At 69.4% G+C, this 16556-nt stretch carries 15 protein-coding genes; 2 read left to right on the forward strand and 13 right to left on the reverse strand.

The features are described 5' to 3' along the window. Positions 1-151: 151 nt before the first annotated feature. The 4 genes from WME75_RS38985 to WME75_RS39000 form a co-directional block, all read right to left on the reverse strand. Complete coding sequence (locus tag WME75_RS38985; RefSeq protein WP_437481674.1) at positions 152-409, reverse strand: BolA/IbaG family iron-sulfur metabolism protein; 258 nt, start codon at positions 407-409, stop codon at positions 152-154. A gap of 121 nt (positions 410-530) precedes the next feature. Beyond that, a complete protein-coding gene (locus WME75_RS38990) occupies positions 531-1712 on the reverse strand; it encodes a thiolase family protein (RefSeq protein ID WP_437481675.1) in 1182 nt (393 codons plus the stop codon). 9 nt (positions 1713-1721) lie between these two features. Further along, positions 1722-4094: a 3-hydroxyacyl-CoA dehydrogenase/enoyl-CoA hydratase family protein gene (locus tag WME75_RS38995; protein ID WP_437481676.1), complete on the reverse strand. Its 2373-nt coding sequence runs from the start codon at positions 4092-4094 to the stop codon at positions 1722-1724. A gap of 234 nt (positions 4095-4328) precedes the next feature. Continuing rightward, complete coding sequence (locus WME75_RS39000; RefSeq protein WP_437481677.1) at positions 4329-4607, reverse strand: hypothetical protein; 279 nt, start codon at positions 4605-4607, stop codon at positions 4329-4331. Positions 4608-4956: 349 nt separating this feature from the next. Between WME75_RS39000 and WME75_RS39005 the strand changes: the two genes are divergently transcribed. Further along, positions 4957-6018: a hypothetical protein gene (locus WME75_RS39005; protein WP_437481678.1), complete on the forward strand. Its 1062-nt coding sequence runs from the start codon at positions 4957-4959 to the stop codon at positions 6016-6018. A 202-nt stretch (positions 6019-6220) separates the two neighbouring features. Continuing rightward, a complete protein-coding gene (locus tag WME75_RS39010; RefSeq protein WP_437481679.1) occupies positions 6221-7285 on the forward strand; it encodes a hypothetical protein in 1065 nt (354 codons plus the stop codon). 34 nt (positions 7286-7319) lie between these two features. On the opposite strand, the gene WME75_RS39015 is transcribed toward WME75_RS39010, so the two are convergent. The 9 genes from WME75_RS39015 to WME75_RS39055 form a co-directional block, all read right to left on the reverse strand. Next, on the reverse strand, positions 7320-7793 hold the full coding sequence (locus WME75_RS39015) for a hypothetical protein (RefSeq protein WP_437481680.1): 474 nt from the start codon (positions 7791-7793) through the stop codon (positions 7320-7322). Positions 7794-7803: 10 nt separating this feature from the next. Further along, positions 7804-8280 carry a hypothetical protein gene (locus WME75_RS39020; protein ID WP_437481681.1) on the reverse strand — a complete coding sequence of 159 codons (477 nt, stop codon included), beginning with the start codon at positions 8278-8280 and terminating at the stop codon, positions 7804-7806. 41 nt (positions 8281-8321) lie between these two features. Beyond that, the gene (locus WME75_RS39025; protein ID WP_437481682.1) at positions 8322-8639 is read right to left on the reverse strand and encodes a hypothetical protein; all 318 of its coding nucleotides are present in this window, start codon (positions 8637-8639) and stop codon (positions 8322-8324) included. Positions 8640-9278: 639 nt separating this feature from the next. Then, on the reverse strand, positions 9279-10343 hold the full coding sequence (locus WME75_RS39030) for a hypothetical protein (protein ID WP_437481683.1): 1065 nt from the start codon (positions 10341-10343) through the stop codon (positions 9279-9281). A gap of 29 nt (positions 10344-10372) precedes the next feature. Beyond that, the gene (locus tag WME75_RS39035) at positions 10373-11425 is read right to left on the reverse strand and encodes a hypothetical protein (protein ID WP_437481684.1); all 1053 of its coding nucleotides are present in this window, start codon (positions 11423-11425) and stop codon (positions 10373-10375) included. Beyond that, positions 11422-12960, reverse strand: coding sequence for a hypothetical protein (locus tag WME75_RS39040; protein WP_437481685.1), 1539 nt, complete (start codon positions 12958-12960; stop codon positions 11422-11424). Before WME75_RS39040 ends, WME75_RS39035 begins: the two co-directional genes overlap by 4 nt. Positions 12961-12972: 12 nt before the next feature. After that, a complete protein-coding gene (locus tag WME75_RS39045) occupies positions 12973-14031 on the reverse strand; it encodes a hypothetical protein (RefSeq protein WP_437481686.1) in 1059 nt (352 codons plus the stop codon). Between the two features lie 30 nt (positions 14032-14061). Beyond that, positions 14062-15120 (reverse strand): hypothetical protein, encoded by a 1059-nt coding sequence (locus WME75_RS39050; protein WP_437481687.1) that lies wholly within the window; start codon positions 15118-15120, stop codon positions 14062-14064. Then, complete coding sequence (locus tag WME75_RS39055) at positions 15117-16517, reverse strand: hypothetical protein (protein WP_437481688.1); 1401 nt, start codon at positions 16515-16517, stop codon at positions 15117-15119. The genes WME75_RS39050 and WME75_RS39055 overlap by 4 nt, the downstream gene beginning before the upstream one ends. Positions 16518-16556 lie beyond the last annotated feature (39 nt).

Here is a 16556-nt window from a genome sequence, read left to right on the forward strand (position 1 = left end):
GGGGCTCCAGGACACCGGACAGGTTGAAGCCCCGAGAAAATGAACCACAGAGGCACAGAGGGCACAGAGTTTTTTTGTTGTTCCTCTGTGTCCTCTGTGCCTCTGTGGTTCAAATCTCTTCATTCTCGGGCGTTTCAAGCGGATCGGTGCTCTAGGGAGTACGGGTCTTCAGGCTGTCGATCGCGTGGACCGGCGCCATGTCGCCGGCCATGAGGTGGGAGATCGCGCCGTAGACCAGCCGCTGGCTCTCCAGCATGCTCTTGCCGGCGAACACCGGGGCGGTCACGACGAGGTTGAAGTGCCCTCCGCCGCCGGTCACCTCGGCGGTGGAGCCCTCGATCTTCGCTTCGATGGCTCGCTTCAGGGCTTCGGGGATCGACCCTTCAAAGGTCGTCAGGTGGCTCGGCATGGGCGATGTATAGGCCATCGCCCCGCCGCGGGAAAGCCGGAGCGCGGCGCTCGGGTCGTGGAGGGGACGCGCGGGGCGGGCCGTGGACGGGAGGGAGCGGGGCGGGGTCAGCGCGCCGGGATCAGGCGCTCGCGGTCGCCCTGGCCAGCTCGATCAGGCCGGCCGCGCCCATGCCGCCGCCGATGCACATCGTGACGATGGCGTAGCGGCCGCCGCGCCGGCGGAGCTCGTGGAGGGCGGTCGCGGTGAGCTTCGCGCCGGTGCACCCGAGCGGGTGGCCGAGCGCGATCGCGCCGCCGTTCACGTTGAGCTTCTCCTCGGGGATCTCGAGCGTCCGCTGCACGTAGACGGCCTGCGACGCGAACGCCTCGTTGACCTCGAACAGGTCGATGTCGGCCATCTTCAGCCCGGTCCTCGCGAGCAGCTTCCGCACCGCGGGCACCGGGCCGATCCCCATGATGGCGGGGTCGACGCCCACGGTCACGAACGCCCGGAAGTACCCGAGCGGCTTCACGCCGAGCGCGTCCGCCTTCGCCTTGCTCATCACGAGCGCCGCGGCGGCGCCGTCCGACAGCGGCGAGCTGTTGCCCGGGGTGACGCTCCCCTTCGCCGCGAAGGCCGGCTTCAGCCCCGCGAGCGCCTCCACCGTGGTCTCCTTGCGGATCAGCTCGTCGGTGCGGAAGTCGAACGTCACGCGCTGGCCGCTCTCGTAGCGCACGCCCTTCACGGTGACGATCTCGTCCTCGAAGCGCCCGGCCGCGCGCGCCGCCGCCGCCTTTTGGTGGCTCTTCAGCGCGAACGCGTCCTGGTCGGCGCGGCTCACCTGGAACTTGTTCGCCACGTTCTCCGCGGTGATGCCCATCGGCGTGTACACCGTCGGACAGCGCTCCATCGCCTCCGGCGACGCGCTCAGCTTGTTGCCGGTCATCGGCACCATCGTCATCGACTCGACGCCGCCGGCGACGGCGATGTCGAGCGACCCCATCGCGATGCTGCCCGCCGCGTTCGCGATCGCCTGGAGCCCGCTCGAGCAGAAGCGATTGATGGTGATCGCGGAGGCGTCCTGCGACATCCCGCCGAGGAGCGACACGACGCGCGCGACGTTGAGCCCCTGCTCGCCTTCCGGCATCGCGCAGCCGAGGACGAGGTCCTCGATGTCCTCCGGCTTCACCTGGGGGACGCGCTTCAGCAGCGCGGCGACGACCTCGCCGGCGAGCTCGTCGGGGCGCTTCTGCGCGAGCGACCCTTTGTGGGCCCGGCCAACGGCCGAGCGGACGGCCTCTGCAATTACGACGTCGACCATGGCGTTCACCTAGTTCCGGAGGGGCTTGTTGTTCATCAGCATGTACTGCATCCGCTCAGCGCTCTTCGGCTCACCGCACAGGCTGACGAACGCTTCGCGCTCGAGCTCGAGGATCTCGTCCTCGGTCACCTCGCGCGCCGCGCCGCCCGCGCCGCCGCAGAGCACCTCGGCGAGCTTGCGCGCGATCTTCGCGTCGTGCTCGCTGGCGTGGCCGCCGGCGACGAGCGTGTCGATCATCATCTGCAGCGTCGCGATCCCGCTCTCGCCCGGGAGCTTGTAGGCGCGCGGCACGGGCATGTGGTACCCGGCCTCGGCGATCCCGACGGCGCGCGCCTTCACCTCGTGGAGCTGGCGCGCCCGGTCGAACGAGACGCCGTCCGTCTTGCGGAAGAAGCCGAGCGCCTTCGCCTCGTCCGCGCTCGTCGCGACCCTGGCGAGGGCGATGTTCTTGAAGACCTGGGTCACGAGGTCGTACGAGTTCACCGGCACGCCCTCCGGGATCCCCTCGAACGCGCGCCAGAGCATGTTGAGCGTCCCTGCGCCGCCCGGGATCAGCCCGACGCCGACCTCCACGAGCCCCGCGTACGTCTCGGCCGCGGCCTGCACCGCGTCGCAGGCGAAGCAGAGCTCGAGCCCGCCGCCCAGGGTCATCCCGTAGGGCGCGGCCACGACCGGGACGCTCGCGTACTTCAGCCGCTGCGTCGCGTCCTGGTACGCCTTCACCATCCTGCGGATCGCGTCCCAGTCCTTGTTGCCCGCGGCCATCGCCACGAGGAACAGGTTGGCGCCGACGCAGAAGTGCTCGCCCTGGTTGAAGACGACGAGCGCGCGGAAGTCCTGCTCGGCCTTCTCGGCGGCGAGCGAGAGCATCCCGATCGAGTCCGGATCGAGGCTGTTCGCCTTGGTCTTGAAGGTGACGCCGAGCACCCCATCGCCGAGGTCCCACGCCTCGGCGCCGTCGTTGGCGAGCACGGCCTTCACGCCGCGGCGCGCGCCGGCGAGCGTGACGTTCCGCGGATCGATCGGGCGGGCGACGTACTCTCCCTTGAGCAGATCGAACACCGCCCCGTCGGCGCGGTAGAACGAGGTCGCGCCGCTCTGCTTCATGCGGAGGATCGACTCGGGCAGCTGGATGCCGTCCTTCTGCATGCGCTCGACGGTCTCGGCGAAGCCGAGCGCGTCCCAGGTCTGGAACGGCCCGAGCTCCCAGTTGTACCCCCAGCGCATGGCGTCATCGATGGACACGATGCTGTCGGCGATCTCGCCCACGCGCCGCGCCGTGTACGCGAGCGAGCGGGAGAGCACCTTCCACGCGAACTGCCCTGCCTTGCCCGGGTCGCTGGCGAGCTTCTTCACGCGCGCGGCGGGGTCCTCGATCTTCTCGCACGACCGCGTGGCCTTCTTGATCGCCTCGTCGCCGCCGTGGGGGCGGTACTGGAGCTTCGCCGGGTCGAGCGTCTCGAGCCCTTCCTTTGTCTTGCGGTAGAAGCCGCCCTTGGTCTTGTCGCCGAGGAGCTTCGCCTCGATCATGCTGCGGATGTAGGCGGGCACCTTGAAGACCTCGCGGTCCTCGTCGCGCTCGAGCGCCGTGTAACAGTTCTCGGCGACGTGGGCGAAGGTGTCGAGCCCGACGATATCGCCTGTCCTGAAGCTCGCGCTCTTCGGGTGCGCCATGGCGACGCCGGTGATGGCGTCGACGTCTTCGGGCGCGAGGCCCTCCTCGATCATGAGGTGGATGGCGGTGAGCATCGCGTGGGTGCCGATGCGATTGCCGACGAAGTTCGGGGTGTCCTTGCCGAAGACGATGCCCTTGCCGAGCACGTCCTCGCCGAGCTTCCGCACGCGGGCGACGACGGCCGGGTCGGTGTCGGGTCCGGTGACGAGCTCGAGGAGCTTCATGTACCGGACCGGGTTGAAGAAGTGCATGACGAGGAATCGCTTGCGGAAGTCCGCGGAGCGCCCCTGCATCATCTCCTCGATGCGCAGCCCGGAGGTGTTGGACGCCGCGATCGCGTCCGGCCGCATGACCTGTTCCAGGCGGGCGAAGAGGGCGCGCTTCGGCTCCATCTTCTCGATGATCGCCTCGATAACGAGGTCGCATTGGGCGAGCTCGGCGAAGTGATCTTCGGTGTTGCCGGTGCGCACGAGGCGGGCGTGGGACGGGTGGAAGAAGGCGGCGGGCTTGGCCTTGAGGGCCTTCTCGAGCCCGCCTGCGGCGAACCGGCTCCTGGCGGCCGGGTCCTTCCGTTCGGCGTCGCTGAGGTTCGGGGGCACGATATCGAGGAGCAGGACCTCGATGCCGGCGTTCGCGAAGTGGGCGGCGATGCCGCTGCCCATGACGCCCGCGCCGATGACGCCCGCGCGGCGGATTGGTTTTGTCATGCAGAGCCTCCGAGATGAATGGGGCGCAAACCATTGGCGCAAAGGGCGCCGAGCGCAAGCGTATCCGGGGAGGACGGCCGCCGGGGTGAGCGGGAGAGGATGTGTGCTGACGATTGTCCAGACCGTCCGTCTGTGGTGCGCTGTGGTGCGAGCGACCTCAGGCGTTGCCGCCGGCGTTGCCTCTGGCGTTGCCTCTGGCGTGGCCAGACGGGCTGGAGCGCTGTGATTCCGCTCTCAGTGCCAGGCCTGGGCGGACTGCACGGGTTGTCCTGTGCGGTCGTGCTCGGCCAGGAGGCGCTTCGAGATCTCGACGCACTGGGTGCAGGAGGCGAAGCGCGACCGGTGCAGGCACTGGATCCATGTCGCTGTCCCTTGCACCCCGAACTCCACCGCATCGAGGTGTTTGCCGCAGGCGACGCAGTGGATGTGTTGATGCTCGTGCTGCTGCGCCGCCGGGCGCGCCGGCGCGAGCGCCTTCCGCTCGCGCTTGGTCAGTCGCTTTTCTCGCTTCATGATCTCCTCGGGGACGGGGGTGGCCGCACGGATCGTGCTGGCGCGGCTCACGCTATCATGCGTCGCGCGGCGCGGGCGCCTGCGGGCTGCGCGGGGGCGCAGCGACGCCGCAGTGTGGGATCGGCGGGCGCGGCGTCGCCCTCGGGCGGGGCGCCGCGCGGGCGTGTGTAGGTTGACTTCCTTTAGGTGCTGTGCGTACCAGGCTTGCGCGGAGCGCCTCTCCGCGCCGCCGTTGCTCTCGCGGGCGCGCTCGGTCTGTTCATCGAGTCATCGAGGCCTGCCGGCACGCCGTTCGAGCCGGCCTTGGCGCGCGCCTGAGCGCGAGCTCCGGGCGAGGAGGTCCACACCTGTGCACAGCCGTGTTCGTCTTGGCATTCCGCTCGGGCTGGGGTTTGCACTCTTCACGCTCGCGGCGGTGGCGGCGGCCGAGCGTCCTTCCGAGACGAGCGCCCGTCTCATGGCGCAGGCGCACGCCGCGGTCGACGAGGGGCGGCTCGCCGACGCGCGCGACCTGTGGATGGCGGTGTGGAAGGTCGAGCGCTCCCAGGTGGCCGCCTGCAACCTCGGTGCGCTGTCGTTTCGGCTCGGCGAGGCGCCCGCCGCGGTGCGCTGGCTGTCCTTGTGCAAGGAGATCATGCGCAAGCCCAGGACCCCCGGCGAGCGCGAGCTCTACGAGTCGCGGCTCGCCGATCTCGCCCGCGCGCGCCAGCTCGTCGGCGAGCTCCGCGTCGTCGCGCCCGCGGGGGCGGCGGTCACGATCGACGGCGAGCCCGTCGAGCTCGAGGACGGCAAGCCCGTCCCGGTCCTCCCTGGGCGCCACGTCGTCCGGGCGTCGTTGAACGGCAGGGCAGCGGTGGAGGAGATCGACGTCCCGCGCGGCGGGACGCGGGAGGTGAGGCTCACGTTCGCCGCGCCTTCCGGGGAGCCCGCCGCCGCGGGCGGACCCGCCGCCGCGGGCGGGACTGGCGCCGCGGGCGGGACTGGCGCCGCGGGCGGGACTGGCGCCGCAGGCGGGCCTGGCGCCGCGGTGGGGGCGGGTGGCCCGCGGCCGAGCCCCTCGCCTCCCCGACCGGGAGCGCGGCCGGACGTGATCGTCGGCGGCGTGGGGCTATCCGTCACGCTCGCCGCGCTCGGGGGCGTGATGAGGATGGCCACGGAGAAGAAGGAAGCGGCCGGTCGCGCGGCGGCCCGCTCCGCGGGCCCGAGCGGATGTTTCCGGGTGACCTGGCCGATGTGCCGCGACTCCGCCTCGGCCTACGGCGACATGCGCGCCTTCCGGACCGTCGGCGTCGCCGCGTTCGTCGCGGGGGGCGCTGCCCTGGGCGCCACGCTCACCTACGCCCTGGTTCCGCGCGGGCAAGCCGAGCTCACGGTGTCGGCCGAGGGCATCGCGGTGACGGGCGTCTTCTGATCGCGGCCCGCTGCCGGCCCCGTCGTCGCCCCGCCGTGACGGCGCGCCCGCGGTGCCGCGGCGGCGCTGGCGAAAACTTGCGTGACGAACGCGCGCCCGGCGCGGCATAGTCGGGAGGTCGAACGACCTGGCCAACGACACCTCGGCGGATTGGGGCCGCAGGGGCGTCCGCGACTCAGCCTCGTGCCGGAGGACTGGACGCATGACGACGCGCTTCACGCATTGCCTTATCGCATCATTTTTTCTCAGCAGCTCGACACTTTTCTTCGCCTGCGGTGGGCCTTACCAGGGAGCGACCTGTGAGGTCACGGACGACTGCCATTCGGAGCACCAGAACGTGCCGGGCACGATCTGCGTCGATGGGCTGTGCGAGTGCTGGGAGCCTGGGAAGGTCGTCTGCTGCGCGCGCGGCGAGAAGGAGCCGGGGTGCATCCTCGAGTGTCGCTCGTGCGGCGAGTGCGGGGAGGACAGGCCGGCGGAGTGCTCGGGGGAGCCCGAGCCGTCAGGGGGTTGCGAGAGCGACGCGGCGTGCCCGGGACCGCCGGATGCGCGGTGCGGCGCGGGGCGGTGCGTGGACGGCGCGTGCGAGGTCGAGATCGCGGTGGGGCCGCTGGCCTCGCAGATCCGCGGCGATTGCAAGCAGGACGAGTGTTCGAAGGACGGCCGTGTGGTCAGCGTGGCGGCGTACGACGTCTACAACGATGGGAACGAGTGCACGAACGACCTCTGCGATTTCGACACGCCGATCAATGCGCAGCTCACCGGCGTGCTCTGCCCCATCTCGGGGGCCGGGCGCTGTCATGAGGCGCAGTGTGTCGAGTGCATTCATAGCGATCCGACGATGCCGTGCCCGAACGGGCTGGTGTGCGACGGCACGCTGTGCGTGCGAAACCACTGTGTGAACAATCGGCACGATCCGGGCAGCGGGGAGACCGATTACAACTGCGGGGGCTCGTGCAAGCCGTGCCCGATGGGATTCGATTGCGCGACGGGGGACGACTGCCTCGAAGGCGTGTGCGACTCTGGCATTTGCAGGGCGCCCACGTGCACCGACGGCGTGAAGAACGGCGCCGAGACGGGCGTCGACTGCGGCGCGCCGTGCCCGCGCTGCGCTCCGGAGGGCGGCTGCACGACCGGCGCGGACTGCACGAGCGGCACGTGCTGGGCCGGTGCCTGCGCGGCGCCAACGTGCACCGACGGCGTGAAGAACGGCGGCGAGCGGGGCGTCGATTGCGGTGGGGAGTGCGACGCGGCGTGCCCTGGCTGAATGGCGGGGACGTGCGAGGGAGAGGTCGCGGCGGCTACGTCCAGAACTCCCACCATCGCCTGCCGGCTGCCGCGATGCGGGCCGCCTCCGCGAAGATGACGGAGGGGACTTGCTCGACTTCCGGGTCCTCCTCGAAGACCACCTTTTCGTTGTCCAAGCGGTACACCTGGAACACGTTGAGCGACTCGCCCGACGCGAACTCGGCCACGACTTGAATGGCGTCGACGTCCTCCGATGCGCCTCGGGGCCGGACCCGAACGTCCCGGTAGACGGCGGCCGCTCGGAGGTGCTCTGCCGTTGCCTTCTGCCTCAGCCGGGTGATCAGCAGGTTCGATCCTTCGGAGCCGCCTTGCGCTGCAACCCCGATGTCGTACATCCCGTTGGGCTGGACGGCGATGAATCCGGGAAGGAACGATCCCTGCTGCAGAAGCGCATGCCTTGCCAGATCGAGCGACCGCTCGACGAGCCGCTGGATCTCGAACCGCTTCGCGTGAGGATCTTTGCTCATGGAGCGCTTCTCAGCGGGTCTCGCGGGGCGCTGCCTGGCGCGCCTTGACCTCGGCATGCAACACGGCGACCCTCGCGAGGCTCGCCTTGTACGACTCGGCGTTCCTTTGCGTGTCGCGCACGTACGCGAGGACCTTGTCGGTGTCCGCGAGCCACGCCCTCAGCCGGGCGGGGCTCTTGGCGATATCGTCGACCGTCAGGCCGCTCGGCCACTTGGCCCACATCGCGATGGGCAGCTCGCCGTCGGCCGCAGCCCGGTTCCAGGCATCGGCCGGGCTCCGGTCCGAGCTGACGCAGTGCTCCTCACCTTGGACCGGTGCCGCGCAGAAGCTGCCGAGAGACTCGGCGTAAGCCGGGGCTACGGTGTACTCGTGAGCGAACGCTCCGAGCATGCCTGCGATGACAGTGATTGAGAGGATCTTGGTGGATTTCGTCATACGGCGCGGCATCTTGCCGGGCACGTGCTCCAAACGGAAGGGAGAAATCATTGATGCTGAACGGAATGCAGCACATGGGACCATGACGCCGCTCACGACATAATACCAAGCAAGAAGAGGGCATCCGCCCAGAGCGGCCAGAGCGTGCGGAAGGGGTGGGTGGCCAGCAGGAGGCCACCGTTCGGAAGGCGCCGCACGTAGTAGGGCGAATGGCGCTCGATGAACCGGACGTGTCTCCCCGTGGCGACATCCACTTCGTAGGAGGGCTCGCCCTCCCTGGGCTCCTCGATGATCTCCTGGACGAGCTCGCGCGCGCGAGGCTCGACGGAGCGCCATGCTTCGTCCGGCACCGCCGAGGCTTCGAGCGCGCCGATCAGCGTGGCCGGCGGCATGGAGAGCGCCGCGAGCACCTGTTCGCGCGTGAGATCCTCGTCGCCTGCGAGACGGGCACGTGGGACGCGCCGAATGGCGTCGGGGCGAGTCGGGCGCTCGGCCCGCGATCGGGACGCATCGCGGTCGAGGCCCCAGTGCTCGCCGACGCGCTCGACGGCTCTCCGGAGCGCACACCGTCGCCGATGGCGATCTCGAGGCAATACGGGTAGAGCCCCTTCCACTCGTAGGTGTGTACGCGCAGAGGGCCGCTGGCCCACCGGCGTTCGTGTGCTTCACCATAGCACTCCAGGCTCAGGCCATACCTGGCCAGCCACCTCCACTTCGTCCCGAAATTCACACATATTTCCGAGCGTGCCTTGAAGGCGGGACGTGTCACCGCGATGACCTCGTCGAGCGGAACCTTGCTGCGCCACAGGTGTTCGGAGGATCCAGGCGTGGAGAGGCTGACATCGCAAAGTCCCCCCGGGTAGACGAGCGCGGAGAGGGCCGCCGCGAAGGCGTCGAACCGGTCCGCCTCGTCACACCACGCATAGAAATCGGGTCCCCGTTCACTCCGCGCTTGATTCATGGGTCGACGACCTTGAGGACGCCTGTCTCACTGCCAGGGCTCCGACCACCGCTCTTCACGCGCCGCAAGGCGGCGCCTGGCGTCTCTGTCATGACGTGATACCGAGCGCGAAGAGGGCATCGGCCCAGAGCGGCCAGAGCGTGCGGTAGGGGTGGGTCGCCAGCAAGATGCCACCGTTCGGGAGGCGCCGGACGTGGAACCGGGCGTGATCCACCAGGAAGTAGACGTGCTCGCCCGTCAGTTTCACCCAGGTAAGGGACCCGCCGTCGCGGGTGAACCCCTCACCGCGCGCCCGGGCCTGCACCGTCAGGTTGTGGATCTCCTCGGCGCGCGGCGCCGCGGCGCGCCACGCCTCGTCGGGCACATCGGCGGCGGCCACGAGCGCCTCGATCAGGGCGGAGCCCGGCATGGCCAGCGCCTTGAGGACGGTCTCGCGGGAGAGCGGGATTGAGCGCCCGCTCTTGTCCGTCGGAACCACGCGCGCCCTGGCCGGCGCGGCGTCGATACGCGCGTGCAGCGCCTCCAGCGACATGCCCGCGATCAGCGAGACCTTTTCCTTGTCGTGGAGGCTGACCCACGACAGGGCCAGATCGCGCGCGATGTCGCGGGCGTCCGCGTTGTACGTCGCGCACATCGAGACCGGCGCGAGCCAGGTCCACGCGCTCGTGCAGCCGCCGGTCGAGACGCGCCGGCTCGCGTCGGGCGCGCAGAGGCGGAGCAGCAGGTCCTCGAGGTCGTCCAGAACGATGTGCCACGTGAGCTCGGCTTCCGCCTCGACGGAGCGCGGTCCGCTGCCCAGGGCGAGGTACAAATCCAGCGGGAGAATGTTCGCCACTGCTGCGGGGACCATGTGGATGGGGCCCATCGGCTTGCGACGTTCGCTCTTGCCGGTGAAGCAGCGATAGTGGCCATAGAATGAGCGCCGGTCGTCGAGCTCCATGGCGAAGTAGGTCTCGGCGTCGGTGCGTCCGAAGTGGGCGCGGATCATCGCGACCGCCTCGTCCACGAAGTTCACGGTGCGATCCTCCACGTCGGAGCCCATCGTCACGCTGATATACATCCCTGGGATGACGAGCGCCGGCAGCGCCGCCGCGAACGCGTCGACCCGCTCTGCCTCGTCACACCAGGCGAAGAAGTACGGCCCTGGTTTCATCCTTGGTTCACCCTCATGAGGTTGCTGGGTCAGGGCATCAGGCCGAGCGAGAAGAGCGCGTCGACCCAGAGCGGCCAGAGCGAGCGGAACGGGTGGGTGGCCAGGATCACGCCGCCGCTCGCGAGGCGGCGCACGTGAAAAGGCGCGTGCTTTCGGAAGAAGCGGACGTGGGCGCGCGTGTCCGTGTGCACCTGCCACGTGGGCGGGCCTTCGCCCGTCTCCGCGATCTCGCTCGTCAGCGCCAGGATCTCTCTCGCGCGCGGCTCGGCGGCGCGCCACGCCTCGTCGGGCGCCGCCGCGGCCTCGAGCGCCTCCAGCAGGGCGGAGGGCGGCGTTGCCAGCGCCTTGAGGACGGTCTCGCGGGAGAGCGCGTGCGCGCGCTCGCTGCCGCCCTTGAGCGGGATGCGCGCCCCGGCCGGCGCGGCTTCCACCCGCGCGCGGAGCGCTTCCAGGGACAGGCCCGCATTGCGCGATACCATCTCCTTGTCGTGGCGCTGTAGCCACGACAGGGCGAGGTCGCGCGCGATGTCCCGCGCGTCCGCGTTGTACGTCGCGCACATGCGGACGGGTGCGATCCAGTCTCCTGCGTTCGTGCACGCGCCGGTCCGGATGCGACCGCTCGCGTCCGGCGCGCAGAGGCGGAGGAGGAGGTCCTCGAGGTCATCCCGGAGCAGGTGCCATGCGACCGCGGCCTCGGCCTCGATCGAGCGCGGGCCCCTGCCCCAGGCGAGCTCGAGGTAGGAGAAGAGGAAGCCTTCCTGGTCGCACGTGGTCATGTGGATGGGGCCAGCCGAAATGTCGCGGCCGGCCTCTTCCGTGTAACAGTCCCAGCTGCAATCGAAGAGACGTTTGGAGCCGGTCAGCATGACGTCGACGCCTGCTCCAGCGGAAGGACCTTCGGCGAACTGGGTGCGGATCATCGCGACCGCCTCGTCCATGGAGGTCGTGTAGAATAGGCCATCGTCTGTCAGCATGCTGATCCGAGTCCCTGGATGCATGAGCGCCGGCAGCGCCGCGAGGCACGCGTCGAGCGTCTCTGCCGCGTCACACCAGGCGAAGAACGACGGTCCTGATTCGCTCATAGCTGGGTCACCTTGATGGGGTGATTGAATCCTTTCAGCGTCACCTTCTTGCGCGTCTTCGTGTTGAAGAGGTACCCGTCCTTGACGACATAGGTATCTTTCGGCTTGAATTTCGCACCGCGCGTCATGATGAGCTCGACATGCTCGACATCCCCCGCGACCCCCTTCTTCCGTAGCCCCTCCATCCCGTTCGACAACTGCTTGAACACGTCGTCTAATTCAACCGGGTTGCCCCCTTTCACCTCGCTCACGATCAGCTTCTGCGCGCGGGACACCGTCACGAAGTCAGGAGCCTTCCCGCCGGACATGCCGGGGAGCGACTCTTTTGGCATCTTGAGCATCTCGCGCACGCCCTCGTCGCCGACGCCGAGGAGCGCCCGCCCTTCGCGGGTCATGTGGCTGATCGCCGCCTTCTCGAAGGTGTTGAACCCGGCTTCCGTGACGTGCCCTTTCAACGTCTTGAACCCGCGGAGCCTCCATACCTCGAACCCCTTGACAACGACCTTATCGACCTCCGCGATCTTCCCGGCGATCCGGATCCCACGCGGCGGTAGCGCGCCGACGGCAGCAACGCCGTGCCAGATGTGCCCGACCGCCCCGAGCCCGAAGCCGAGCCCCGAGAAGATCCGCTCCTCATCGCTCAACTCTCGCTCGGCCGGCAGGCACCACTCCTTGCCCGTCACGGCCTCGCACAGGTCGAGCGCCGGCCCCACCACCGGCACGAACCCCACCCCGATGCGCGTCGTCGCGTGCACCAGCGTCTGCATCACCTCGCCGTACGCCTCGAAGCCCTCGCCGACCGTCGACATCGCCCCCGCGAACGCGCTGATCGTCTGGTAGAGCTGCGTCTGCTCCAGGTCGAGCCCCTCCCCCGTCCACTGGTTGAGGCTGTCCTTCATCTGGTCCGCCAGCGCATCGAACCGCGGCTTCAGCACCCTGTCCACCTGCGCCCGCAGGTCCGGCGGCACCGGCGAGTCCTCGAACCAGTCCGACGCATCCATGAACTGCCGCACGAACCCGGTGATCCGGTTCTGCGCCTTCAGGAACGCGTTCGTCTCCGCCAGCGACACCCCCCTCCGGTCGCGCAGCGCGATCTCCAGCGCCGCGCTGTTCGCCCGCCACGCCCTCACGTTCGCCACGAAGTCCGCCCGAAGGACCACCACCCGGCCGCTCACGTCCGCCTCCAGCGCCGCGATCACCGCGTCCGCGTACGCCGCGTACGGGTCCCTCCCCTCGTCGAACGCCCCGTCCACCTCCGCGATGTCCGGCACCTCGACCCACGGCACCTCGCTCTCTCCGAGCGCGTACGCCCCCGCGTCGTCCGGGTCCCACCCCGCGGTATTGATCGATGAGGATGGCTCCGAAAGAGTGGAGGACAGCTTCGAGAGAGTGGATGCCCACCCCCGGTCCGTGCTCGGCGCTTCGCGCCTGCGCGCGGCCCGCCCCTCCCTAATCGCGCGCTCCGCGCGCTCAGGGAGGGGTGCGCCGTCCAGCGCGTGCGCGCCCGGGTGCGACGCCCGGAGAACAGAGAGCATGCGCGGCCTCTGTCATGACATCAGGCCGAGCGCGAAGAGCGCGTCGGCCCAGAGCGGCCACAGCGTCCGGTACGGGTGGGTCGCCAGCACCACGCCGCCGCTCGGCAGGCGCCGGACGTGGAACCGGGCGTGGTGGACCAGGAACTCGAAGTGATCGAGGGTGATCTCGACCTGCGAGAGGGGCGAGCCGTTGCCCTGCTCGTCGCGCCCCCTGAACGGGAGCGTCCGCTCGTAGATCTCGCGCGCGCGCGGCTCTGCGGCGCGCCACGCGCCGTCGGGCACCTCCGCCGCCGCTTCGAGCGCCTCGAGCAGGGCGGAGGACGGCGTCGCCAGCGCCTTGAGAACGGTTTCACGGGAGAGCGAGCTCGAGTGCCCGCTGCTATGTCTCAGCGCGACGCACGCCCCAGGCGGCGCGGCTTCCACCTGCGCGCGGAGCGCTTCCAGCGGCAGGCCCGCGGTGCGCGACACCCTCTCCTTGTCGTGGAGGCAGATCCACGAAAGGGCGAGATCGCGCGCGATGTCGCGGGCGTCCGCGTTGTAGGTGGCGCACAGGGCGACCGGGGCGAGCCAGGTTCGCGCCGTCGTGCAGCCGCCGGTCGGGACGCGCCCGCTCGCGTCCGGCGCGCAGAGGCGGAGCAGGACATCCTCGATGTCTTCCAGCGCCATGTGCCACGCGAGCACGGCCTCGGCCTGCACGGAGCGCGGGCCCCTCCCCAGGGCGAGGTCCATGTGCATGGGGGCAAAGGCCTCGATCCGGCGGCCGTGCATGTGGATGGGGCCCATCGGCTTGAGACGTTCGCTCCTGTCGGTGAAGCAGCGAAGGATGCAATGGACGAAGTGGTCGTAACTCAACGATGCGACGAAATAGGTTTCCGCGTCGGTGCGCCCGAAGTGGGCGCGGAGCATCGCGACCACCTCGTCCACGGAGGTCGTGTTGCACTCCGTGTCGCGATCCATGATCGCGCGGATAAAGTACTGTTGCTCCTTGATGAGTGCCGAGAGCGCCGCGCCGAACGCATCGACCCGCTGTGCCTCGTCACACCAGGCGAAGAAAAACGGCCCTTCTCTCATCGATCGATCCTCCTCATGAGGTAGCCTGCGTCAGGACAGGAGGCCGAGCACGAAGAGCGCGTCGGCCCAGAGCGGCCAGAGCGTGCGGTACGGGTGCGTGGCCAGCATGACGCCGCCGCTCGGGAGGCGGCGGACGTGGAAGGGGGCGTGCTCTTCCAGGAAGCGGGTGTGCTCGCGCGTCGTGATGGTTATCCAGAAGGCGGGTGGGACCTCCCCCGCGGCTTCGTCCTCGAGCTGGCGGCGTAGCTCCAGGAGCTCGCGCGCCTTTGGCTCGGCCACGCGCCACGCGTCGTCGGGCACCGCCGCGGCCTCGAGCGCTTCGAGTAGCGTGGCCGACGGCGTCGCGAGCGCCTTGAGCACGGTCTCTCGCGAGAGAGAACGCGTGAGCTCGCTCGTGCCTTTCATGGGCACGCGCGCGCCGCGCGGCGCGGCTTCCACACGCGCGCGGAGCGCTTCCAGCGACGTACCGGCGATGCGCGAGACGCTCTCCTTGTGGTGGAGGCTCACCCACGAGAGGGCGACGTCGCGCGCGAGCTCCGAGGCGTTCGCGTTGTAGGTCGCGCACATCTCGACCGGGGCGCTCCAGTCCTGGTTGGTCGTGCAGGCGCCGGTCGGCACGCGCCCGCTCGCGTCCGGCGCGCAGAGGCGAAGCAGGAGTTCCGCGATGTCGCCCTGAACCAGGTGACAGGCGACCGCGGCCTCGGCCTCGACGCAGCGCGGGCCCATGCCCACGGGGATCTCGTAGGGGTAAAAATCCCACTTCCGTTCGCCCGCACTCAAGCAGAGCGGGCCCCAAGGACAGAGACGTTCGCTTTCATCGGTGTAGCACTTGAGGCCGAACAGCATGCCGCGCTCGGAGTCACTCAGGCTCACGCCGGACAGGAGGTGAGCGTTGTTCGTTCCTCCGAAGTGGGCGCGGATCATCGCGAGCACTTCGTCCACGGAGCGTGTCCGGCACCCTTGCTGGTGGCTCATCATCAGGCTGATGAGAGCCCCCGGACTGACGAGGGCCGACAGGGCGGCGGCGAACGCGTCGAGCCGTTCTGCCTCGTCACACCACGCATAGAACCAAGGTTCTGATTCGCTCATAGCCGGATTACCATGATGAATCTATCGGAGTCTATCAAGGTCACGTTCTTGCCCGTCTTCCAGTTGAACAGGTAGCCGTCCCGAACCGTGATGTTCGGATCATTAAACTTCGCGCCCTGCTCCATGATGAGCTCGTACCGGGCCACATCTCCATCGAGCCTCCTCTTCTTCAACGCCATCATCGCGTTCGTGAGCTGATCGCGAACCTTGCCGACATCGATCTTCCCGCCCTTGGCCTCGCTCACGATCAGCTGGTGCCCGCTGGATATCGACACGAAGTCGGGCGCCGCCCCCTCGCTACCCCCAGGGCTCGATTCCCTCGGAATGCCGACCACGTCGCGCACGGCATCGTCGCCGACCCCGACGAGCGATCGGCCGTCGTCCACCAGGAACTTGGCCGCCTTCTTCTCGAAGATGTTCACCTCGAACTTGGTGATCGCCCCGGTGAGCCCCTTGTACCCCCGGACGCGGTTCGTTTTCACGATCTTGGCGAACGCCTCCTCGATCTCGGCGATCTCCCCGGCCACCCGGATCGCGGCCGGCCGCAGGCCGCTGCTGGTCTTGACCGCGCGCCACATCGGCCCGACCGCCCCGAGCCCGAAGCCCAGCCCCGAGAAGATCCGCTCCTCGTCGCTCAGTTCCTCTCCCGACGGCAAGCACCACGCCTTCCCGGTGACCGCCTCGCACAGGTCGAGCGCCGGCCCCACCACCGGCACGAACCCCACCCCGATGCGCGTCGTCGCGTGCACGAGCGTCTGCATCACCTCGCCGTACGCCTCGAAGCCCTCGCCGACCGTCGACATCGCCCCCGCGAACGCGCTGATCGTCTGGTAGAGCTGCGTCTGCTCCAGGTCGAGCCCGTCGCCCGTCCACTGATTCAGGCTGTCCTTCATCTGGTCCGCCAGCGCGTCGAACCGCGGCTTCAGCACCCTGTCCACTTGCGCCCGCAGGTCGGCAGGCACCGGCGAGTCCTCGAACCAGTCCGACGCATCCATGAACTGCCGCACGAACCCGGTGATCCGGTTCTGCGCCTTCAGGAACGCGTTCGTCTCCGCCAGCGACACCCCCCTCCGGTCGCGCAGCGCGATCTCCAGCGCCGCGCTGTTCGCCCGCCACGCCCTCACGTTCGCCACGAAGTCCGCCCGAAGGACCACCACCCGGCCGCTCACGTCCGCCTCGAGCGCCGCGATCACCGCGTCCGCGTACGCCGCGTACGGGTCCCTCCCCTCGTCGAACGCACCGTCCACTTCCGAGACGTCCGGCACCTCGACCCACGGCACCTCGCTCTCCCCGAGCGCGTACGCCCCCGCGTCGTCCGGGTTCCACCCCTCGGTGTTGGCCGTCGATCGGACGGCTCTGAAACGGTGGCGGATAGCTCCGAGAGAGTGGATGCCCACCCCCGGCCCGTGCTCGGCGCTCCGCGCCTGCGCGCGGTC

The organism is Sorangium sp. So ce1014 (assembly GCF_051521505.1).
Taxonomy (GTDB): Bacteria; Myxococcota_A; Polyangia; order Polyangiales; family Polyangiaceae; genus Sorangium.